This window comes from Kutzneria sp. NPDC051319 (genome assembly GCF_040682195.1).
Taxonomy (GTDB): Bacteria; Actinomycetota; Actinomycetes; order Mycobacteriales; family Pseudonocardiaceae; genus Kutzneria.
Map to the genome: position 1 here is coordinate 155,023 of NZ_JBFBAM010000011.1, position 22,140 is coordinate 177,162.

12 protein-coding genes are annotated in these 22,140 nt (G+C 69.8%); 8 read left to right on the forward strand and 4 right to left on the reverse strand.

Features of this window, described 5'->3' with window-relative positions; genetic code table 11:
• Nucleotides 1-89: 89 nt before the first annotated feature.
• Genes AB0M73_RS14220 through AB0M73_RS14235 form a run of 4 tightly spaced genes read left to right on the forward strand, consistent with a single transcriptional unit; the run spans nucleotide 90 to nucleotide 3,396 of the window.
• Nucleotides 90-1,106 (forward strand): glycosyltransferase, encoded by a 1,017-nt coding sequence (locus AB0M73_RS14220; RefSeq protein WP_363890962.1) that lies wholly within the window; start codon nucleotides 90-92, stop codon nucleotides 1,104-1,106.
• A gap of 31 nt (nucleotides 1,107-1,137) precedes the next feature.
• Nucleotides 1,138-2,043, forward strand: a complete 906-nt coding sequence (locus AB0M73_RS14225) for an NAD(P)-dependent oxidoreductase (protein ID WP_363891057.1) — start codon at nucleotides 1,138-1,140, stop codon at nucleotides 2,041-2,043.
• Nucleotides 2,040-2,543, forward strand: coding sequence for a DinB family protein (locus tag AB0M73_RS14230; RefSeq protein ID WP_363890964.1), 504 nt, complete (start codon nucleotides 2,040-2,042; stop codon nucleotides 2,541-2,543). The genes AB0M73_RS14225 and AB0M73_RS14230 overlap by 4 nt, the downstream gene beginning before the upstream one ends.
• Nucleotides 2,544-2,580: 37 nt before the next feature.
• Entirely contained in the window at nucleotides 2,581-3,396 is an 816-nt protein-coding gene (locus tag AB0M73_RS14235) for a DUF1206 domain-containing protein (RefSeq protein ID WP_363890966.1), read from the forward strand.
• A gap of 3 nt (nucleotides 3,397-3,399) precedes the next feature.
• On the opposite strand, the gene AB0M73_RS14240 is transcribed toward AB0M73_RS14235, so the two are convergent.
• The 3 genes from AB0M73_RS14240 to AB0M73_RS14250 all read right to left on the reverse strand — a co-directional run bounded on the left by AB0M73_RS14240 (nucleotide 3,400) and on the right by AB0M73_RS14250 (nucleotide 5,435).
• On the reverse strand, nucleotides 3,400-3,621 hold the full coding sequence (locus AB0M73_RS14240; RefSeq protein WP_363891058.1) for a hypothetical protein: 222 nt from the start codon (nucleotides 3,619-3,621) through the stop codon (nucleotides 3,400-3,402).
• A gap of 425 nt (nucleotides 3,622-4,046) precedes the next feature.
• On the reverse strand, nucleotides 4,047-4,430 hold the full coding sequence (locus tag AB0M73_RS14245) for a VOC family protein (protein ID WP_363890968.1): 384 nt from the start codon (nucleotides 4,428-4,430) through the stop codon (nucleotides 4,047-4,049).
• A gap of 135 nt (nucleotides 4,431-4,565) precedes the next feature.
• Entirely contained in the window at nucleotides 4,566-5,435 is an 870-nt protein-coding gene (locus AB0M73_RS14250) for a Ku protein (RefSeq protein WP_363890970.1), read from the reverse strand.
• A gap of 92 nt (nucleotides 5,436-5,527) precedes the next feature.
• Here AB0M73_RS14250 and AB0M73_RS14255 point away from each other — a divergent pair, with 92 nt between their 5' ends.
• Nucleotides 5,528-6,925 (forward strand): NADP-dependent succinic semialdehyde dehydrogenase, encoded by a 1,398-nt coding sequence (locus AB0M73_RS14255; RefSeq protein WP_363890972.1) that lies wholly within the window; start codon nucleotides 5,528-5,530, stop codon nucleotides 6,923-6,925.
• On the opposite strand, the gene AB0M73_RS14260 is transcribed toward AB0M73_RS14255, so the two are convergent.
• The gene (locus tag AB0M73_RS14260; RefSeq protein WP_363890974.1) at nucleotides 6,922-8,847 is read right to left on the reverse strand and encodes a discoidin domain-containing protein; all 1,926 of its coding nucleotides are present in this window, start codon (nucleotides 8,845-8,847) and stop codon (nucleotides 6,922-6,924) included. The genes AB0M73_RS14255 and AB0M73_RS14260 overlap by 4 nt on opposite strands.
• A gap of 317 nt (nucleotides 8,848-9,164) precedes the next feature.
• Here AB0M73_RS14260 and AB0M73_RS14265 point away from each other — a divergent pair, with 317 nt between their 5' ends.
• From AB0M73_RS14265 to AB0M73_RS14275, 3 genes are read left to right on the forward strand one after another with little or no spacing between them, the layout of a single operon-like run.
• On the forward strand, nucleotides 9,165-15,812 hold the full coding sequence (locus tag AB0M73_RS14265; RefSeq protein ID WP_363890976.1) for a LamG-like jellyroll fold domain-containing protein: 6,648 nt from the start codon (nucleotides 9,165-9,167) through the stop codon (nucleotides 15,810-15,812).
• A 17-nt stretch (nucleotides 15,813-15,829) separates the two neighbouring features.
• Nucleotides 15,830-21,610, forward strand: coding sequence for an RHS repeat-associated core domain-containing protein (locus tag AB0M73_RS14270; RefSeq protein ID WP_363890978.1), 5,781 nt, complete (start codon nucleotides 15,830-15,832; stop codon nucleotides 21,608-21,610).
• The gene (locus AB0M73_RS14275; protein ID WP_363890980.1) at nucleotides 21,607-22,122 is read left to right on the forward strand and encodes a hypothetical protein; all 516 of its coding nucleotides are present in this window, start codon (nucleotides 21,607-21,609) and stop codon (nucleotides 22,120-22,122) included. Before AB0M73_RS14270 ends, AB0M73_RS14275 begins: the two co-directional genes overlap by 4 nt.
• Nucleotides 22,123-22,140: the final 18 nt, after the last annotated feature.

Genomic DNA, 22,140 nt, shown 5'->3' on the forward strand with positions numbered 1-22,140 from the left:
GAGGTTACCCCCGCGGCCAGCGCCTTACACCTGAGCGCGAAGGACCGGCGCGAGGTTTTGGCCGAGGGCGCACCGGAAAGCCTGCACAGGTGAGAGTGGCTATGGTCGGCGAGCAGTCCCCGCCGGTCACCGCGCTGACCTCGGCGCTGACCGCGCTGGGGAACGAGGTGACCGGGTACGGGCACGACGAGGTGGACGGCGGCCTCGTCGACCGGCTGCGGGAGGGCTTCCGGGCCGAGCCGCCGGACGTCGTGCACGCCCATTCCTGGCTGTCGGGCATGGCCGCGGCGCTGGCGATCGGGGACCGGCCGATCGCCAAGGTGCTGACCGTGCCGACGACAGTGAGCTTCGACGCCGAGGTGCAGCGGCTGGAACGCCTGGTGTGCCGGCGGGTCGACCGCGTGCTGGCCGCCGGCGGCGCCCAGGTTCGGCGGTTGGCGGCGTTGGGGGTGCCGCGCAATCAGATCACCGTCGTGCCGCACGGCGTCGATCACGACCGGTTCACGCCGTACGGGCCGAGTGTGCTCAAGGGAAAGCGTTTTCGGCTGCTCGCCGCCGGGGATCTGGCGGTGTATCACCGGTTCGACCTGATCGTGAGCGTGCTGCCGGCCATTGCCGACACCGAGTTCGTCGTCGCCGGCGGTCCGTTGCGCGACAATCCCGAGGCGGACCGGCTGATCCGGTGCGCACGGCACTACGGGGTCGAGGACCGCGTGCATCTGCTGGGGCCGGTCGACGACATGCCGGCCCTGTACCGCTCCGCCGACATCGTCGTGTGCACGCCGGCCCGCAGCACGTTCGGCACCATCGCCCTGGAGGCCATGGCCAGCGGCGTGCCGGTGATCGCCTCGGCGGTCGGCGGCCTCGTCGACACCGTCGTGCACGAGGTGACCGGACTGCTCGTTCCGCCGCGCCGGCCGGCCGATCTGCTGCGTGCCGTTCGCCACATGTTGGCGGAATCGGCGCTGCGCGAGGCTTTCGGCGCGGCCGGCCGGGATCGCGCGTGTGCCCGCTATTCGTGGGAACGGGTGGCCGCGGACACCGCACGGGCCTACGCTCGCGCCGCATACGGCGTCGCGCCGGCCTACGGTGACGCCTTGAGGTGATCTTGCCGCCAATGCTGACGCTGCGGTACAGCTGTACCGCTCGCGTGGGAGAGGAGTCGGGGTCGTGACCAAGGCAGTGACGCTGCTCGGGACCGGATTGATGGGGGCGGGCATGGCCCGCAGCCTGCTTCGGGCCGGGTTGGCGGTGACGGTGTGGAACCGCAGCGTCGAGAAGGCCCGGCCGCTGGCCGCCGACGGCGCGACCGTCGCCGAGGACCCGGCGGCCGCGGTGTCCGGCGCCGACGTCGTGGTGACCATGCTCTTCGACGCCGAATCCGTCGAGGCGGTCATGACCGAGGCCGTCGGCGCGATGAAGCCGGGGGCGGTGTGGGCGCAGTGCGCCACCGTCGGCCTCGACGGCGTGGAAGCGCTTGCCTCGTTGGCAGCAAAGCACAATGTGCCTTTTGTCGACGCCCCGGTGCTGGGCACCCGGCAGCCGGCCGAGGAGGGCAAGCTGATCGTGCTGGCCGGCGGCGACCCGTCGCTGGCCGACGCCGTGGCCCCCGTCTTCGACGCGATCGGCATCCGCACACTGTGGGTCGGGTCGCGGATCGGCGACGGCCACCGGCTCAAGCTGGCCGCCAACTCGTGGGTGCTCGCCCTGACCGCCGGCACCGCGCAGGCGCTCGCGCTGACCCGAAACCTGGGCCTGGACCCGCAGCTGTTCCTGGACCTGATCGCCGGCGGCGGCCTGGACAACGGCTACGCGCAGCTCAAGGGCCGAGGGATGATCGCGGGCGAGTTCCCGGCCTCGTTCAGCCTCGACGGCGCGGTCAAGGACGCCGGGCTGATCGCCGCCGCGCTGCGCGACGCCGGGGCCGACGACCGGCTGATGACCGCCATCCACTCGCAGTACCAGAGCGCCGCGGCCGCCGGGCACGGCGACAGCGACATGTCCGCCGTTTTTGTCGCCCACGGCCAGGAGGACGCGCAGTGAACATCGCCGAGCTGCTCACCGACGGCTTTGGCCGGGTGCACGGCGTCGTGCACGAGGCGTTGGACGAGCTCACCGCCGACCAGCTGGCGTGGCGGGTCACGCCCGAGGCCAACTCCATCGCGTGGCTGGTGTGGCACCTCACGCGCGTGCAGGACGATCACGTCTCCGAGGTCGCCGGCGTGCCGCAGGCCTGGGCCGCCGACGGCTGGGCCGAGCGGTTCGGCCTGCCGTTCGACGAGGACGCCACCGGCTACGCCCAGGACTCCGGCGCCGTCGGCGCCGTCGTCGTCGACGCCGACCTGCTGGCCGGCTACTTCGACGCCGTGTACGCGCGGACCATCGCCTACGTCGCCAAGCTGACCGATTCCGACCTGGACCGGGTCGTCGACCACAACTGGAACCCGCCGGTGACGCTCGGTGTCCGGCTGGTCAGCGTGCTCGACGACGACATCCAGCACGCCGGCCAGGCGGCCTTCATTCGCGGGATCCTGCCCGACTGACGTTTTGTCCAGGTCGCGGCCAGGGAACCCTCGCGGCATGGGAAGAGCGACGCAAGAGGCGCGGCAGGCAGAGACCAGCAAGCCGGTGCAGATCATGGGCCGGCTCGGCATGAGCGGGTACGGCGTGGTGCACCTGGTGGTCGCCTGGCTCGCGGTGCAGGTGGCCTTCGGCGGCGGCGGCGAGGCCGACCAGAAGGGCGCGGTGTCGGCCATCGCCGCCCAGCCGTTCGGCGAGGTGCTGTTATGGATCCTGGCTCTCGCCCTGATCGGCTTCGGCGTGTGGCAGCTGCTCGCCGCGGTGTCCGGCTACCAGTGGATGTCGGACGAGAAGCGGCGATTACGCCGCCGACTGGGCGTTGCCGGCCGCGGAGTCGTGGTGCTGGGGCTCGCCGCGTACGCGATCAAGCTGACCGTGTCCGGGGGCGGTTCGTCCGGCAACTCCAGTGAGCAGGACGCCACCGCCAAGCTGTTGGGGCTGCCAGCCGGGGTGGCGTTGGTGGTCGCCGTGGCCGTGGTGATCGTCATCGCCGCCGGGGCGATCGGCTACCGCGGGGCGTCGCGCAAGTTCCTGGAGGATCTGGAGCTGAGCAAGCTGCCGCCGAAGACCGCGCACATCGTCGAGCTGCTGGGCATCGTCGGCTACCTCGCCAAGGGCGTGGCCTACGGCGTGATCGGCGTGCTGACGGCCGTCGCCGCCATCACCGCCGACCCGAGCAAGACCGGCGGCCTGGACAAGGCCCTGCACACGATGGCCGGCCAGCCCTTCGGCGTGGTGCTGCTGGTCGCCGTGGCCCTCGGCTTCGCCGCGTTCGGCGCCTACTGCTTCGGCGACGCCCGCTGCCGGCGAATGTGAGGATCAGGCCACGTTGTCGTGCTGGTGGCGCTCTTCGATCTCTACGTCCAGCACCGACACGCAGTCACAGCCGCCGTCCACCGCGCTGCAATCCACGATCGCCAGGTGCCGCGTGTCGTCGTGGTCCTCGCACAGCAGTTCCGTGCACTCGACGAACTCCGTGGTGTGCACGATCAGCGTGCCGTGGCAGTGGTCCAGACCCCGAGTGCAGCTGACGCACTCCATTGTTGTGCCCTCCGCGTGATTGACTCCCACGGGGTTCCTTGCTACCACCGCGAGGCCGCAGAGTCTCGCACAACCGCCCGGCGTGTCGCCCACGACCCCCGCGAGTCCCGCCCAGCGTCACACCGAAACACGTTTTCGTGCACACCTGAGCCCCAAGCCTCACGCCCCCGTCCCGGCTCCCGCCCTCGCCTCGGCTCCCGCCCTCGCCTCGGCTCCGGCCTCCGGCCTCCGGCCTCCGGCTCGCCTTCCGCCCCGCCCCTGCTCGCGCGCCTCCCCGCCGATCCCCATTGGCACATCTGGACCGCATGTGCCTCGGGGAGGCGACAACGACGCGCACGTGACATTCGAATGTGCGTGAGAGCGTGTTTCGGTGTGACGGAGAGCGGGACTCGCGGGGGTGGGGTGGCTGGAGCTCTGGGCAGGTGCTATTCGCCGTCGAAGCACAGGCAGAACGGATGGCCGGCCGGGTCGAACAACACCCGCACGTGCTCCTGCGGCTGGAACTCTGCCACGGTGGCGCCGAGTTCCACGGCCTCGGTCACGGCCGACGCCAGGTCCCCGACCTGGAAGTCGAAGTGCATCATCGGCCGCTGCTCGCCGGTCGCGGGCGGCCAGACCGGGGGCCGATAGCCGTCGGCCTGCTGGAAAACGAAGAACGGCCCCTGCGGCGAGGCGGCGACGATGCTTGTGCCGGGCTCCTCGTGGCCGATCACCCAACCCAGCAGCGAGGCGTAGAACCGGGCCAGCGCCGCGGGATCGGGGGCTTCGATGGTGGTGCCCCACCACATGCCCGCTGTGCGTGATCTCATGCCCTGGAACCTACCTTCGGCGAGTCGCGCTCTCCGGCATACCGAAACATCGTTGTGGGCAGAACTGACACCCAAGTCTCAGCTCTGCCTGAAACCGACATTCGGTGTGACGGAGAGCGGGACTCGCGGGGGTGGTCAGGCGCTGCGGGTGGGTCGGCGCTTCGACGGGGGCTTCTTCTCGGCCTTGTCCGCGGACTTGCGGACGGTGGCTCGTTTCGCCGCGGGCTTGGCGCGGCCGGCGGCCTTGACGCTGGCCTGGAGGGCGCTGATGAGGTCGACGACCTCGGCCGTCTGCTCGACGCCGGGCGGGGTGGTGACCTCCTCGCCTTCGACCTTGGCCTCGATGAGGTTCTCCAGGGCCTGGCGGTAGCTGTCCTGGTAGCGGTCGGGCTCGAACACCGGCTCGGCCAGCGAGTCGATGAGCTGCCCGGCCATGGTGAGCTCCTGCTCCCGCACCTGCGGCGCGTCCTCCTGTAGGAAGGAGAAGTCGGGCGTGCGCACCTCGTCCGGCCACAGCATGGTCGACATCGTCAGCACGTCGTTGTGCACGCGGAGCACGGCGAGCACTTCGCGTTGGCGCAGGGCGACCTTGGCGATGGCGACATGGCCCGACTTGTGCAGGGCGTCGCGCAGCAGCACGTACGGCTTGACCGCCGACTTCTGTGGCTCCAGGTAGTAGGCCTTGTCGAAGAAGAGGGGGTCGATGGCCGCCAGCGGCACGAATTCGAGCACGTCGATGGTCTTCTGGCTGGGCAGCGGCAGGCTGGACAGCTCGGCGTCGGTGAGCACCACCATGCGCCCGTCGTCGAGCTCGTAGCCCTTGGCGATCTCCGCGTAGGGCACTTCCGCGTCTTCGACCGAGCACCACCGCTTGTACTGGATGCGTCCGCCGTCCGCCTCGTGCACCTGTCGCAGCTGCACGCCCTTGTTCTCGGTGGCCGCGTACAGGTTGATCGGGATGGCGACCAGTCCGAAGGCCACCGTCCCCTTCCACATCGCGCGCATGGTGCTCACCCCTCCGGCCGCTGACCAGGGCTGACGACCTCCACCATGGTGAGCGAGATCGGTCCCGAGCGCCAGGCGTGATGGTTTGGGCGGTGGGCGTGGGGGCACCCGTCGGCATGGCCATCGCGACGGTGAACCCGAGCACGGGACAGACGGAACGCTCCTTCGAGGCGCACACCGAAGCCGAGGTCGAGCGCCGGATCACGAACGCCCGTGCGGGCTTCGAGGAGCTCTCGCGCACCACCTTCGCCCAGCGATCGGCCTGGATGCGGACGGCCGCGGATCTGCTCGACGGCGAGGCCGGGGACATCGCCCGCATCATGACCACCGAGATGGGCAAAACCCTCGTCGCGGCCAAGGCCGAGGCGGCCAAGTGCGCCACGGCGATGCGTTTCTACGCCGAACACGCGGAGGAGTTCCTGGCCGACGTGCCGGCCGAAGCCGAGGCCGTCAAGGCGTCCAGCGCTTACGTGACCTACCAGCCGCTGGGCGTGGTGTTGGCCGTGATGCCGTGGAACTTCCCGCTGTGGCAGGTCGTGCGGTTCGCCGCCCCCGCTTTGATGGCCGGCAACGCCGGTGTGCTCAAGCATGCCTCGAACGTCCCGCAGACCGCCCTCTACCTGGGCGAGCTGTTTGCCCGGGCCGGTTTCCCCTCGGGCGCGTTCCAGACCGTGTTGGTCGGGTCGGACCGGGTGGCCGGCATCATCGCCGACGACCGCGTGCAGGCTGCCACCCTGACCGGCAGCGAGGCGGCCGGTCGTTCGCTGGCCGCCGAGGCCGGGAAGCACCTGAAGAAAACCGTGCTTGAACTGGGCGGTTCCGATCCGTACGTGGTGATGCCCAGCGCCGATCTGGCCCGTGCCGCCGAGGTCGCCGTGACCGCCCGCTGCCAGAACAACGGCCAGAGCTGCATCGCCGCCAAGCGCTTCATCGTGCACGCCGACGCCTACGACGAGTTCACCGAGCACTTCGTCAAGGCGATGTCCCAGCTCACCGTCGGCGACCCCATGCGGGAGTCCACCGACGTCGGGCCGCTGGCCACCGAGCAGGGCCGTGCCGACGTCGCCGAGCTGGTCGACGACGCCGTGGCCAAGGGCGCCGAGGTGCTGCTCGGCGGCGAGGCGCCCGACCGCGACGGCTGGTGGTACCCGCCGACGGTGATCGCGGGGGTCACCGAGCAGATGCGCATGTTCCAGGAAGAGGTGTTCGGCCCGGTGGCGGCACTGTACCGAGTGGACAGTGCCGACGAAGCGGTCGCGCTGGCCAATGCGACCAGTTTCGGCCTCGGCGCGAACGCCTGGACGTCCGACGCCGGCGAGCGCGACCGCTTCGTCCGCGATCTGCAGGCGGGCCTGGTGTTCATCAACGGCATGGTGGCCTCGTACCCGCACCTGCCCTTCGGCGGCATCAAGAACTCCGGCTACGGCCGCGAGCTCTCCGCCGTGGGCATCAAGGAGTTCTGCAACGCCAAGGCGGTCTGGATCGGCTAGGCGTAGACCTGAAACTCCGAGACCTGCCCGGCCGGCCAGCCGGTGTTGGCGGTGAAGGTCAGCCGGACGTAGCGCCGGCTGCCGGCCGGCACCGGGATGGTGACGGTGTTGCCGGTGTTGGGATCGAAGGTGTAGCCGGCCGAGCCGACCAGCGTGGTGAACGTGCTGCCGTCGGTGGAGCCCGAAACGCTCAAGGTCTGCGTCCGGGCACCCCAGGCGGCTGACGGCGGCAACGCCAACACGACCCGGCTGATCGGGGTGGACCCGCCGAGATCGACCTGAAGCCATTGTGGGAACGCGTTGTTGGCGCTTTCCCAGTACGACCCCGAGTCGCCGTCCACGGCGTTGCCCGAGCCGTACCCCTGGGTGTGGCTGGACTCGGCGGTCGGCCGGTTCAGCGCCAGGTTGGCGTTGCCGCCGGGATCCGTGGTCACGCCGGCGGCCGCCGAGACAGGGGAGGAGTTTCCGGCGGCATCCTGCGCGGTCACGGTGAAGCTGTAGGCCGTCGACGGCGTCAGACCGTTGGCGGTGAAGGAAGTCGACGCCGTGGCGCCGAGCTGGGTTCCGTTGGCGAAGATCCGGTAGCCGGTGACGCCGACATTGTCGGTGGCGGCGGTCCAGGCCAGGGCGACGGAAGTGGCGCTGTGGGCGGTGACGTGGAGTCCACTGGGGACGGACGGGGCCTGGGTGTCGCCCCCGCCGCCGAGCACCGGCGGTGTCGGACGGGTCGGCGTCAATGCGATCTGGCCCTTGAGCATGCGGCCGCCGTCGGCGGTCAGGCGGAGGTAGTAGTCGGATGAGCACGGGGTGCCGTCCTCGTCCAGGGCCAGCATGCCGGAGTTGGTGGGCAGCATGGCGGAGTTCTCGGCGGACTTGGCGATCTGGTTGCCCTCGCCGTACTCGTCGAACATGGAGATGTAGATGCCTTGCGCCCCAACGCGAACCATGTTGTAGAACTGCCGCCACATGAAGTCGCCGTGGGCCCGCTGGCGGGCATGGACCTCGCCGGGCAGGACGCAGGGCTGGTAGTCGATGCCATGGGCGTTGCAGTCGGCCTGGTCGCCGATGTTGATGCTGTTGTAGATGTTGTCGGAGTCGCCGGCATTGCTGATCGCGCCGACCATCCACGGGGAGAGCATGTTGAAGGCGTGGTAGGTGTCGAGGAAGCCGGTCCGCGTGCCGGCGCCGCCGACCCGCCATTCCCTTGGCACGCCGCCGATCACGTAGCAGCCCTGGCCCTTGAACCAGTTGATCACGTCCAGGCAGGTGCCGGCGTCCCACGGATGGTTGCCGTCGCTGAAGCCGAAACCCCAGATGCACACGACGGGCTTGCCGTTCTGGCGGGCATACATGGGCGAGGCCGTGTGCGCCGACATCTTGGCCGTCCAGTCGGCCTTGATCTCCGACTGCATAGCCGTCCAGCCCGAGACGTCGTACATGATGTAGAACTTCACGCCGTACTTCTCGGCCGAGGACCGGACGCGAGCGGCGACGGCGTCGCGGGTGGCGCCCTCGCCGCCGTTGGGATTGAAGCGCTGCAGGGCGGCGGCGTCGCAGCCGTACTGGCGCATCCACGAGAAATGGGTGTCCACGGCCTGCTGGTCGTAGGAGGAGAACAACGTCGCCGGCTGGCCGTTGCCGAGTGCGGCATAGGCGGTCGGATATCCACGGCTGTACTCACGCATGTCGGGCCAGATGTTGATCCAGTTGTTGCTGGGGGAGGGCGGCTGCTCCCAGACGTTGCTCCAGTGCCACCAGGCGTTGATGGGCGCGCCGTCGCCGGCGCAGGCGAACCAGCCCTGGTAGCCGACGGCGACCTTGCCGACGACGTCTCCGGGGGGACTGGTCGCCAGGGCGCCGAATGTGGGGAATAAGCTGAGCGCCGCGGTGGAGCCTAAGAACGTCCTGCGGGAGATTTCCACGGGGTGTTCCTCTCGTCCGTCATTGCACGAGATGGGCAGGGACCTTAGACGGTAGGCAACCCGACAACATAGAGCAAGATACGCATTGATTTTCGCAAATTTGCAACGATCATGCGCAAGAAATCAGCAACCAGCGGGGGAATTTGTCCGGGTCACGGAGGCGACCTGCGGATTCAATGTTTTCGCAATAGCCCCGGCCGGTCGGGCTGACACGATCCACGCGCTGTCATTGGGATCTGTTTACCCGACAGGGGGGCTGGGCTTTGACGCGCAGATCTACGCCGATACACCACGGACTGAGATGGACGGTCGCGACCGTGGCCTTCACGGTCGCGGCGGCGGTGGCGGTGGGAATCCCCACGCTGTCGTCACTGTCCACATCGGTCGAGGCCGTCACGCCGATCACGGAGACGCCCGACGCGGGCATTGCCTTCGCGGCGGCCAAACGGCAGAACCAGAACATCGTGGTGACCTCGCTGGGCACGCCGACCCGCAAGGTCTCGGCCAAGCCGGACGGCTCGCTGGTGGCCGAGGTGTCCGCGGAGCCGATGCAGGTGAAACGGGGCGACACCTGGGCCCCGATCGACACCAGGCTGGCGGCCAAGGACAACCAGCTGGCGCCCAGGTCCGCCAGCACCGACGTCGTGTTCTCCGGGGGCGGGGACACGGCGCTGGTGCGCTTCGGGGCGCCCGGCCAGTCGTTCACGTTGACCTGGCCCGGAAAGCTGCCCAAGCCCGCGGTGGACGGTGACAAGGCCACATATCCCGAGGTGCTGCCGGGTGTCGACCTGGTTCTCAACGCCGAGTCCACCGGCTTCAGCCAGCACCTCGTGGTCAAGAACCCGGCCGCCGCCGCGAAGATCGGCGATGTCCGCCTGGGTCTGACCACCGACGGTCTGACGGTCAAAACAGGCGACAACGGCGTGGTGCAAGCGGTGAACGCCAAGGGCGACACCGTCTTCCAGACGCCGCCGTCGACGATGTGGGACGCCTCCGGCGAACGGCAGGCGACCGTCGGCGTGACGATGGACCAGACCTCGCTGACGCTGGCCCCGGACCGGTCCTTCCTGACCGACCCCAAGGCCAAGTACCCGATCGTCATCGACCCCGACTGGCACACCTTCGACCGCAGCGACTGGGCCAAGGTCTTCCAGGCCACGGGGAACAGCACCCACTGGTACGGCGCGAACGACGTGGACAGCTGGGGCAAGCTGGGCTCGTGCAGCGGCTGGGCCGGTTGCTCCGGCGTGGGCGTGGCCCGCACCTACTGGCAGTTCGACACCAGCTTCCTCAACGGCAAGCGGATCATCAGCACGCAGCTCGACGCGACCGTCGTGTACGGGCCGAGCTGCAACACCCGCAACTACGAGCTGTACATCGCCGACCGGACCTTCGACTCCGGTCTGACGTGGAACAACCAGCCGCACGGCACCTACGTCGACACCAGCCCCGCCGACAGCGCCTACACGGGCTGCGCCGGCAACAAGGGCCTGGGCTTCGACGTGGGCCAGTTCATCAACCCTAGCGGCTGGTCGGCCTACACGATCAAGGCGCAGGACGAGGGCGACCGGTACGCGTGGCGCAAGCTGGACGCCCCGGCCACCCGCATCATCGTCAACTACAACACGCGGCCCAACCCGCCGTCGGCGATGGCCACGCAGCCGCCGCTGAAGGTGTGCAAGTGGTGCGGCGGCACGGCGTACGTCGGCGACGACACGATTCGCCTGCAGGGCACGCTGACCGACCCGGACAACGACCAGCTCACCCCGATCTGGGACATCTACGGCGGTCCCAGCGTCGAGGAGCACTTCGGCACGACGCTGGCCTCCGGCAGCGTCTTCACCCAGGACGTCGACCTGCGCAACCGCGATGGCCAGAACGTCAGCTGGACGCTGTGGGGCAAGGACGGCCCCGACGGCGGCGACTGGAAGAACGGCCCCGGACCGTTCATCGTGGACAGAGTCGGCGTCGACAAGGCGCCCGGTGTCACCGGTGGGCTGTACCAGGAGGACAACCAGTGGCACGGCGGCAAGGACGTGCCCGGCACGTTCACCTTCGACGCCAGCGGTGTCGCCGACATCGACCACTACCTGTACGGCTGGAGCGACCCGCCCGCCACGCAGGTTGACGCCGATGCCTTGGGCGGCAAGGCGACCGTGAGCATCGCGCCGCCGACCGACGGCCCGCAGGACCTGTACGTGCAGAGCGTGGACCGGGCCGGTCACCGCAGCCCGACCAAGAAGATGCACATCTACGTGCGGGCCGGCAACGGCCCGGTGGCGCAGTGGTCGTTCGAGGGCAACGCCAACGACTCCGCGTATCTGGGCAGCCGCAACGGAACGCTGACCGGCGGCGCGACCTACACGCCGGGTGCGGTCGGCTCCTCGTTGGCGCTGGACGGCACGGGGTACATGACCGCCGCCAACGCCGTGCGCACCGACGGCAGCTTCAGCGTGTCGGCGTGGGCGAAGGTCGCCAACGGCGCCGCCGCGCAGGCGATCGTCAGCCAGGACGGCGACAAGTTCGCCGCCTTCGACCTGTGGTACCGCCCGGAGAACGGCGGCAAATGGGTCTTCGGCATCTACAACCCGACCTCCAACGACACCGCGTCGTCGGCGAATCCGGCCCAGCTCAACGTATGGACGCAGCTGACCGCGGTGTACGACGCGCCGACCAAGCAGATGCGGCTCTACGTCAACGGTGTGCTGTCCGCGACGGTGGCGCGTAGCGTCGTGACGCCCTACGTCGCCGGCCCGCTGCGGGTGGGTCGCACGCTGTGGGACTCCGACCCGAACCGCGACTACGTCGTCGGGGCCGTCGACGAGGTCGCGCTCTACGACCGGAGCCTGACCGACAGCGAGGTCAGCGCCGCGGTGAGCCGGGCCAACGTGCAGGTCGGCTACTGGAAGCTGGACGACCCCAACGGCAAGACCGCGGCCAACGCCGTGCCCGGCGGTGATTCCGGTGTGCTGCAAGGCAATGCGCACTTCGTCGCCAACGGCGCGGTGAACGGGGCCGTGCAGCTGGACCAGTCGACCGACTACGTGTCCACCGGCGCCCCGGCGTTCCGCACCGACCAGAGCTACACCGTGTCGGCCTGGGCCCGGCTGGACACCGAGCCGGCTTCGACCGCGATCAGCACGGTCGCCGCGCAGAACGGCGCCACGAACAGCGCGTTCCTGTTGGGCTACCGCAACAACTCCGCCGGCGACTGGTGGGAGTTCTACACCACCGGCGCCGACGCCGTGACCCATCCCGGCGATGCAGCGGTGCACAGCGCGCCGGGCACCGCGAAGGTCGGCGAGTGGGCGCAGATCACCGCCGTGGACGACGTGCCCACCAAGCAGATCCGCATCTACGTCAACGGCACGCTCGCCGGCACCGCGCCACAGCCCTCGACGTTCAACGCGACCGGTCCGCTCCAGTTCGGTCGCAGCCTGTGGCAGAACGTGGTCGGCAATTTCTGGACCGGCGCGATCGACGACGTGCGGGCCTACAGCCGGGTGCTGTCGGACGAGGAGATCCGCGGCATCGTCAGCCAGGCCAGCGTGACCCAGGGCAACTGGAAGCTGGACGGCAACCTCAAGGACGCCTCCCCGCCGAAGAACGCCACCACGCCGCCGGCCGACGGCACGGCGGTGGGCCAGGTGGACTACACCGGCGGCCAGTCCTCCATGCCCGACCCCAACGACCTGGCGGCGCGGCTGGACGGCAAGGACTCCGCGATCAGCGCGCCGCACGTGATCGACGTCGACCGCAGCTTCTCGGTGGCCGCGTGGGCCAAGGTGGACAGCGCCACCGCGCTGGCCACGGTGGTGTCCGAGGACGGCACGCAGGACAGCGCGTTCAAGGTCCGGGTCCGCCAGGACGGCAAGTGGGGCTTCGTGATGTTCGCGAAGGACGCCCCCGACGACGGCACGCAGCGCGACGAGGTGATCGGCGGCAGTGTCCAGGTAGGACAGTGGACGCACCTGGTGGCGGTGTACGACTCCGGCACGCACCAGTTGCAGCTGTACGTCAACGGCACACTGGCCGGTTCCATCGCGCACACCCAGACCTGGAACGCCAGTGGCGGCCTGCAGATCGGCCGGGCCAAGTGGGCCGGCGCGCCGGTGGAGTACCTCGCGGGCTCGATCGACGACGTCCAGGTGTACTCGCGGGCCTTGTTCGCCACGGAGATCCAGGCGATGGCCGGCCGCGACCTCACGCTGGTGCACGACTACCCGCTGGACGAGTCCAGCGGCCGCAACACCGCCGACGCCGTCGGCGCGCGGGGCGCGGCCCTGACCGGCGGCTCGAGCTTCACCTCGGGCCGGGTCGGCAACGCCGCCAGCTTCGACGGTGTCAGCGGCGCGGCCGCCACCACCGGCGTGGACCTGCGGTTGGACCAGGCGTTCACGGTGTCGGCCTGGGTCCTGTTGCCCAACAAGGACTGCGACCTCACCAAGGTCGCGGCGTGCAAGGTCGACGCGGTCACGGTGGACGGAGCGCACGGCAGCAAGTTCCGGCTGGGCCACATCATCGACCGGGACAACAACCAGCTCGGCGCCTGGACGTTCGAGATGCCCGAGTCGGACACGGACAACGCCGTGGTGACCAAGGCGGCGGTGTCCACGCAGGAGTCCGACGTGAACGCCTGGACCCACCTCGTCGGCGTGTACGACCCGTCGACCAGGAAGGTCTGGTTGTACGTCAACGGAACCCGGGTCGGCGACGGCACGCTGAACTCGCCGTGGCAGCCGACCGGCGGCCTGGTCATCGGCCGCGGCAAGACCAACAGCGCCAACGCCGAGTACTGGCCGGGCAGCGTGGACGACGTGCGCCTGTACACCGGCCAGCTCGACAAGGACCGGGTCAGCGCCCTGTACCACTCCTACCCGGCGGTGACGGCCTCGGCGCTGCCCAAGGCCGACGCGGCGCTGTGGAAGTACAACGAGAACACCGGCAGCACGGCCAAGGACAGCAGCGGTCGCGGTCTCGACCTGACGACGACCAACGCCACCTGGATCGGTGGCCGCGACATGTACGCCACCAACTACAACGGCACCTCCGCGTACGCGCAGACCGCCGCCCCGGTGGTGGACACGGGCCACAGCTTCTCGGTGGCGACGTGGGCGTACCTGCTCAAGGCCGGCACCGACAACCAGACGGTGATCGGCCAGGACGGCACCCGGCTCAGCCCGTTCCTGCTGTCCTACAACGGCGCCGCCGGCAAGTGGGCCGTGATCATGCCGACCGCCGACAAGGACAACCCGGGCAGCGCGGTCGCCATCCTCAACTCGACCGAGGCCGCGCACGCTGGCGAGTGGACGCACCTGGCCATGTCGTACGACGCCGATCTGCACCAGGTGCGGCTCTACGTCAACGGTCTGCTGTCCGGCGCGCAGGTCGGCGTCACCCTGCTGCCGGCGCCCGGTCCGATGACCGTCGCCCGCGGCAAGTGGAACGGCAACGCGTCCGCGCTGTTCGACGGCGTCGTCGACGAGACCCGGGTCTACGCCAAGGCGATCAGCGACGGCGAGGTCCGCAAGATCCACGACGACATCACCGACGCGGACTGGGGCTACTACCAGTTCAACGACGGCACCGGCAAGGACTCCAGCTGGCGCGCCTACACCGGCACGGCCAGTGGCGGCACGAGCTTCGGGCCGGACGCGGGCGGCGGCAAGGCGTTGCAGCTCGACGGCGCCTCCGGCGTGGTGACCACGCCGTCCGGGCTGCCGATGCACGACAGCTTCACCGTGTCGGCGTGGGCCAAGCTTTCCCGTGACGACAAGGACGCCACCGTCGTCAGCCAGGACGGGGACCGCAACAGCGGCTTCGCCCTGGGCTACCGGGCCGACATCAAGCGGTGGGTCTTCGGTTCGTCCACTTCGGACACCGACGGCGCGGCCAAGGCCTACGCGGCCTCGGTGACGGCGCCGGCGGTGAACCAGTGGGCCAGCCTGGCCGGCGTGTACGACTACCCGGCCCGGCAGCTGCGGCTGTACGTGGACGGGCAGCTGGTCGGCACCCGCAACAACGTGGTGCTGTGGAAGGCGACCGGCAAGATGGTCATCGGCCGGGGCAAGGCCGACGGCGCGGCCACGGCGTTCTTCCCGGGTTCGGTGGACGAGATCCGGGCCGGCGAGGGCGTGGCGACCGATGCCGTGCTGACCGACCGGGGCAGCTTCGGCGCGCCGATCGCGGGCCAGCTGGGCAGCTTCGTCAACAGCGCGGGCGACCACTACACCGGCCCGACCGACGCCAACACCATCCGCCCCGGCTACCACTTCGAGTCGGCGCTGGGCCTGCCCGCCTCGCCCGGCGCGAACACCCGGACGCTGTACGCGTGCGCCACCGGCGGCGACGGGTTCACGTCGCTGCAGGCGGACTGCGAGGGCCAGACCAAGATCGGCGCCGCCGGTCTGGTGTTCACTCAGCAGCCCAACAACATTCCGACGGTCGCGCTCTACCGGTGCAACAACGGCGCCGGGGACCACTTCGAGTCGCGGGACGCCACGTGCGGCGGCAAGACCGTGGAGAGCCAGCTGGGCTACACCGTCGGCTACGCGGCCATTGCCCGCTACGCCAACCCGGGCTTCGACCACGTGACAACCATCGACGGGGTGCCGGCCGCCTTCAAGAACGAGGGCTTGCAGGGCTACGTGTCCCTGGTGGCCGGCGCCGGCCTCCAGCCGTTCATGTCGTGCCGCAACGGCTCGGACTCCTTCGCCTCCAACGACACCGCCTGCGAGGGCAAGACCGTCGTGTCGGCGCAGGGCTTCGTGCTGGCGCAGGCGCCGGCCGACCCGGCCGCCGCCAAGCAGCTGACCCGGTGCACCGTGCCGCCCGCCGACAGCATGGTGTCGCTGGCCGCCGACTGCGAGGGCGTCGCCGTGGACAAGGCACTCGGCTACGCCCGGGTCGACGCCCCCACCGGCGGCGAGTTCCAGACCGATCCCGGCACCGATCCCACGTCATGACCACCAGAGGGGTGTTCGTGCGAAGACTGAGACGAGTCGTCGCGGGCGCGCTGCCCGCGGCGCTCGCCGCCGGTGCGCTCGCCCTGCTCACGCCGTCCGCGGCGTGGGCGGGGGAGCCCTCCGTCCCCCTGCCCGGCATCGCTTCGACGCCGGTGAGCCAACAGCAGCATCGGACCGACCGTCCGACCGACCAGGCCACCAGCAGCGAGCTGCACGGCAACCAGCCCAGCTCCAGCGCCAAGGACGGCGGCGGCCTGGACACCGCCACGCCGCTGTCCCAGTCGGCCAGCTGGAGCGTGGCCGCGCAGACCGGCGACTTCAGCTGGTCCTATCCGATGCGGGTGCCGCCGTCGGCCGGCGGCCTCGACCCGACGCTCTCCCTCAACTACAAGTCGTCCAGTGTGGACGGTCGGACCAGCGCGACCAACAACCAGGCCTCCTGGGTGGGCGACGGCTGGGACCTGGGCGTCGGCTTCATCGAGCGCAGCTACATCCCGTGCGCCAACGACGTCAAGCCGGTCAAGAACGTCGGGGACATGTGCTGGCGCAGCGACAACGCCACCGCGTCCTACGGCGGTGGCGGCGGCCAGCTCGTCCGCGACGACAAGACCGGCGTCTGGAAGAACAAGGAGGACGACGGGTCCCGGATCGAGCGCCTCACCGGCGCCGGCAACGGCGACAACGACGGCGAGTACTGGCGGATCACCACCGTCGACGGCACGCAGTACTTCTTCGGCGACCGCGCGGACGCCAAGTCCACCTGGACGGTGCCGGTCTTCGGCAACGACGACGGCGAGCCGTGCCACGCGGCCGCCTTCGCCGACTCGCACTGCGTGCAGGCCTGGCGGTGGAACCTCGACAAGGTCGTCGACCGCCACGGCAACGTCATCCAGTACAACTACGACGCCGAGACCAACTCCTACGGCCTGGACGTCAAGGACGCGGCCGCCTCCTACACCCGCGGCGGCACGCTCAAGGAAGCCCTGTACGGCATCCGCGACGGCCAGCCGGCGACCGGCCGGGTGCAGTTCACCACCGCCGACCGCTGCGTTCCCGGCAGTGACTGCACGGCCGACAAGAAGGACAACTGGCCGGACGTCCCGTGGGACGACAAGTGCGACACGGCCACGTGCAAGGGCAAGTACTCGCCGACCTTCTGGTCGACCAAGCGGCTGGCCAAGGTCACCACGCAGGTGCTGTCCGGGTCGTCGTTCTCCGACGTCGAGTCCTGGACGCTGGACCAGCAGTTCCCGGCCAGCGGTGACGGCGAGAAGGCCGCGCTGTGGCTGAAGTCCGTCACCGACAGCGCCGGCTCCGTGTCCGACCCGCCGGTGCGGTTCGAGGGCACCAAGTTCCCCAACCGGGTGGACACGGTGGACGGTCTCGGCCCGCTGCTGCGCTACCGCCTGACCGGCATCGTGTCCGAGTCCGGCGGCGTCACCACCATCACCTACGGCGACCCCGACTGCACCGCCACCTCGCGGCCGGCCAACCCGGAGAGCAACAGCAAGCGCTGCTTCCCCATGACCTGGGCGAAGAAGGACTTCTCCGAGCGCACCGACTACTTCAACAAGTACGTGGTGGCCAAGGTCGCCCAGTCCGACATGATCGCCGGCAACCTCGATCAGGTCACCGCCTACGACTACCTGGACGGGGCCGGCTGGGCCTACGACACCTCCGAGTTCTCCAAGGAGGCCGACCGGACCTGGAACGACTTCCGGGGCTACGACCGGGTTCGCGTCACCAAGGGCCGGTCCGACGACCTCGACGGCCCGCAGACCATGACCGAGACCCGGTACTACCGGGGCCTGAACGGCGACAAGCTGCCGTCCGGCGCCCGCTCGGTCACCGTCGCCGACTCCGAGGGCGGCGTCCACCAGGACGACGCCTGGCTCCAGGGCTTCAACTACGAGTCCCAGGCCCACAACGGCACCAGCGAGCAGGTGCTGGCCAAGTCCATCATCACCCCCTCGGTGAAGGGACCGCTGGCGACCAGAGCCGGCCTCCAGGCCTACCAGGTCAACATCGGCTCCACGCTCAACTACGTGGCGGTGTCGAGCGGCGGCTGGCGCACGACCCAGGTCGACCAGGCCTACGACGACTACCAGCAGTTGGTCTCCACCAACGACCTCGGCGACACCTCGACTGCCGCCGACGATCGGTGCACCCGCGTCAGCTACGCGCGCGACACCGACAAGTGGTTCATGGCCTTCCCGGCCGGGACGGAGACCGTGTCGGTCGCCTGCGACAAGACACCGTCCTATCCGGACAACGCCATGGCGGCGTCCAGGATCACCTACAACGACAAGGGTGACGTCACCAAGAGCGAGGCTCTGGACAGCCATCCGGCCGCCGGCGCCAAGTTCGTCACCACGGGCACCGCGGACTACGACGTCCTCGGCCGCGTCACTTCGTCGTCCGATGCCCTGGGGCGCCCCAGCAGCACGGCCTACACGCCGTCCACCGGCGGACCGCTGACCCAGGTCGTCGCCACCAACGCCCTCGGCCAGTCGGTCACCACGACCGTCGACCCGGCGTTCGGCAACACCGTCAAGACGGTCGACGCCAACAATCGCACGACCGAGGTCGCCTACGACGCGATGGGCCGCAAGACCGAGGTGTGGCTGCCCAACCGGACCCGCGCGCCCGGTGTCGGCGGCAACACGACGTTCGCGTACGCCATCCGCGACGACGCGCCGTCGGTGATCACCACCACCAAGATCGGCCCGAACGGCAACTACGTCAGCAGCAACCAGCTGTTCGACGGCCTGCTGCGGCTGCGCCAGACCCAGCGCCCGGCCACCGGCGGCGGCCGGCTGATCACCGACGCCAAGTACGACTCGCAGGGCCGGCAGTTCAAGGTCACGCAGCCGTACTTCACCGACGCGCCGGTGGACGACCGGCTGTGGATCGCCAGCGATGTCGACGTGCCACTGCAGACGGCCGACGAGTACGACGGACTCGGCCGCCCCACGGCGGAGATCGTCAAGGGCGGCGCGTTCGAGAAGTGGCGCACCGTCACGTCCTACGACGCCGACCGGTCCACGGTCACGCCGCCGGCCGGCGGCATCCCCACCACGTCCATCATGGACGGCCGCGGCAACGTGGTCGAACTGCGGCAGTACCACGGCGCCCAGCCCAACGGCGACTACGACGTCACGAAGTACAGCTACACGCCGACCGGCAAGCTGGCCACGATCACCGATCCGGCCGGCAACACCTGGCACAAGACCTATGACCTGCACGGCAACCTGGTGCGGGACGAGGACGCCGACACCGGCATCACGACCAGCACCTACAACGCGGCCAACGAGCTGGCCAGCACCACCAGCTCGCGGGGGACGACGCTCACCTACGACTACGACGAGCTCGGCCGCAAGATCGACAGCAAGATCGGCGACGCGGTGCAGTCGCAGTGGACCTACGACACCGCGTTGTTCGGTGTGGGCGAGATGGCGTCCAGCACCAGGTACGTCGACGGCCACGCGTACACCGCGACCACCGGCGGCTACGACTCCCTCTACCACGCGACCAGCACGCAGCTCACGGTGCCCGACAGCGAGGGCGCGCTGGCCGGCACCTACACCAACAAGCAGTCGTTCAACTGGGACGGCAGCGCCCGCGGCGTCACCTACGCCGCCGCCGGCGACCTGCCGGTCGAGCCGCTGTCGTACACCTACGACGACCTCGGCGAGCTGCTGACCACCACCGGCGGCTACGACGGCAACACCTTCGACTACGTCACCGACACGCAGTACACCCGGTATGGCGAGGTGCAGCGGGTCCAGCTCGGTGACACCGGCAAGCGCACCTGGCTGTCGACGCACTACGACGACCACACCCGCCGGATCGAGCGGACGATCATCGACGCCGAAGTGCCGTCGCCGATGCAGTCCGACACCCACTACTCCTACGACGACTACGGCGATCTCACCTCGATCGCCGACACCCCGCAGGGCAAGCCCGCGGACGTCCAGTGCTTCAAGCAGGATTACCTGCACCGCCTCACCGAAGCCTGGACGCCGGCCGGTGACTGCTCGAAGGATCCCTCCGCGGCGGCGCTTTCCGGCCCGGCCCCGTACTGGCAGTCGTTCAGCTACGACAAGGCCGGCAACCGCACCACGCAGACGCAGCACTCGACCGCCGGCGACACCGTCACCACCAGCACGTATCCGGCGGCCGGCCACAAGGTCAGCTCGACGGCCACCACCGGCCCGGCCGGCGCCTCGTCGACCGAGTACGTCTACGACGCGGCCGGCAACACGGTCAGCCGCAAGCTGCCCGGCTCCACCCAGCAGCTGGACTGGGATGCCGAAGGCCACCTGGCCAAGGTGACCCAGGGCGGCAACGTCACGGACTTCGTGTACGACGCCGAGGGCGACCGGCTGATCCGGCACGACAACACCGGCGCCACGCTGTACCTGGCCGGCGAGGAGATCCACGTCGCCAAGGGCGGCAACGTCGCCAAGGGCACCCGGTACTACCAGTACGGCGCGCGGACCATCGGCATGCGCGATGCCGCCGGACTGACGTGGTTGGCCCCGGACTTCCAGGGCACCTCGCAGGTGGCGATCGACAGCGGCTCGCTCAAGGTCACGCAGCGCCGGCAGACCCCGTACGGGCAGCCCCGCGGTCCGACGGTGAACTTCCCCGGCGACAAGGGCTTTGTCGGCGGCACCGAGGACACCTCCATCGGGCTGACCGAGCTCGGCGCGCGGGAGTACGACTCGGCGCAGGGCCGGTTCCTGTCCACCGACCCGGTCATGAAGCCGGGCAGCCCGCAGCAGCTCAACCCGTACGGGTACGCCAACGGCAACCCGGTCAACCTGGTCGACGACAGCGGTCTCACGGCCGGCAGCTGGTGTGCCACCCCGGCCTGCGCGGCGGCCGGCGCCGACAGCCCCGGCCTGAGCGGGTACGGGATCTACCCGAGCAGTTCGCCCCAACATGTCACCCCGCACGGCCCGGGCCCGGTCTACAAGCCGGTGAGCACGCACGTGGCGGCCGACTCCCGGGTCGCGCAACACCTGCGGGAGCTCTACTCGTCGTGGATCGGGAAGAACGCCCCGGCGCTCAAGCCCGGAGAGGAGATCCCCAGCGACGTCGAAGCGGCGGCGTGGAAGGACATCTGCTCGGCGCACACGAAGATGTGCGCGAACGACGGCATGATGACCGTGATCTCGCTGGGGATGCTCGAGCCCGGTGACGACACGGAGCTGTACATCAACGCCTGTGCCGTCGAGAACGAGTGCGGCGACGCCGCCGGCGCCATCTTCGCCGACGGGCACGAGGCGATCAACGTCGGCGGCAACGCCTCGGGCGAAGCGGCGCCCAAGACGGTCAACCTCGAAGAGATACCCGCCGACATCCAGCTCAAGATGGAACAGGCGCGCAACTCGGAGCTGATCAAGAACCAGTCCGACCCGGCCAAGAAGAACCGGGCCGTCACCGCGCACTACGACCCGCAGTCGGCGACCTGGGCGGTGGGCTGCTCCGGCAACGGCGACTGCGCGGAGGGCAATGCCATGCGCGCCAACGGCTTCGACCCGAGCAAGCCGGAGGAGCGCGGGCGCGGCATGTTCATCTCGACCATCCGCATGCAGGACGGCGACGTCGTCACCAAGCACGTGTGCTGGAAGTGCCAGGGAAAGTACCCGCCGACCCAGTTCACCAAGGGCGTGCTTGGCACCCCCAACGGCGACTGGCCGGCGGCGAGCAAGGCGCCGACGAGAGACGGCCCCGGTCCGCAGCTGCGGGGCGGCAGTGGAGGACCATTCGCGCAGGAGCCGATCGAATGACCACCGCTGCGAAGGAGGACACTGTGGTGTCTGCGATGTCGGTCGAGCTGGGCCGCCACGACTGGGGCTCGCTCGCCACCGGTGAGGGCACCGCCGAGGACGTGCCCGCGGCGATGGCGGCGCTGGTCGCCGCCGCCACCGTCGAGGAAGCCAAGCACGTCTACAGCGAGACCAGCCTCGACAACGTGGTCGTGGTGCAGGGCAACGTGTTCGAGGCGGCGGCGCCCCTGGTTTCGGTGTTGTGCGCGGCGCTGGCCGACGACCCGCCGGGGCCGGCCCGTCGACAGGTGTTGCGCTTGCTGGCCGAGATCGTGACCGGCGACGTCCACGAGGACGAGGTCGAGGCCGGTCGGGCGGATCTGGTCGAGCGGGCTCGGGAGCTCGCGCGAGCCGGGTTGTGGTTGTTCTACCGCGAGTTGTCGCGCGGGCCCGACGCCGAGTACGCGGCCGACATCCTCCGGGTCGTCGAGACCGATCGTGACCGGCTGGAGCTTTTCCTGGCCCAGAAGTAGTCCGAGCCGCGGCGCCGG

Coding starts and splice junctions, on each gene's coding strand:
- AB0M73_RS14235 (WP_363890966.1), top strand. CDS start 2,581: ATGGGAAGAGCGACGCAAGAGGCGCGGCAGGCAGAGACCAGCAAGCCG.
- AB0M73_RS14240 (WP_363891058.1), bottom strand. CDS start 3,621: ATGGAGTGCGTCAGCTGCACTCGGGGTCTGGACCACTGCCACGGCACG.
- AB0M73_RS14245 (WP_363890968.1), bottom strand. CDS start 4,430: ATGAGATCACGCACAGCGGGCATGTGGTGGGGCACCACCATCGAAGCC.
- AB0M73_RS14250 (WP_363890970.1), bottom strand. CDS start 5,435: ATGCGCGCGATGTGGAAGGGGACGGTGGCCTTCGGACTGGTCGCCATC.
- AB0M73_RS14275 (WP_363890980.1), top strand. CDS start 21,607: ATGACCACCGCTGCGAAGGAGGACACTGTGGTGTCTGCGATGTCGGTC.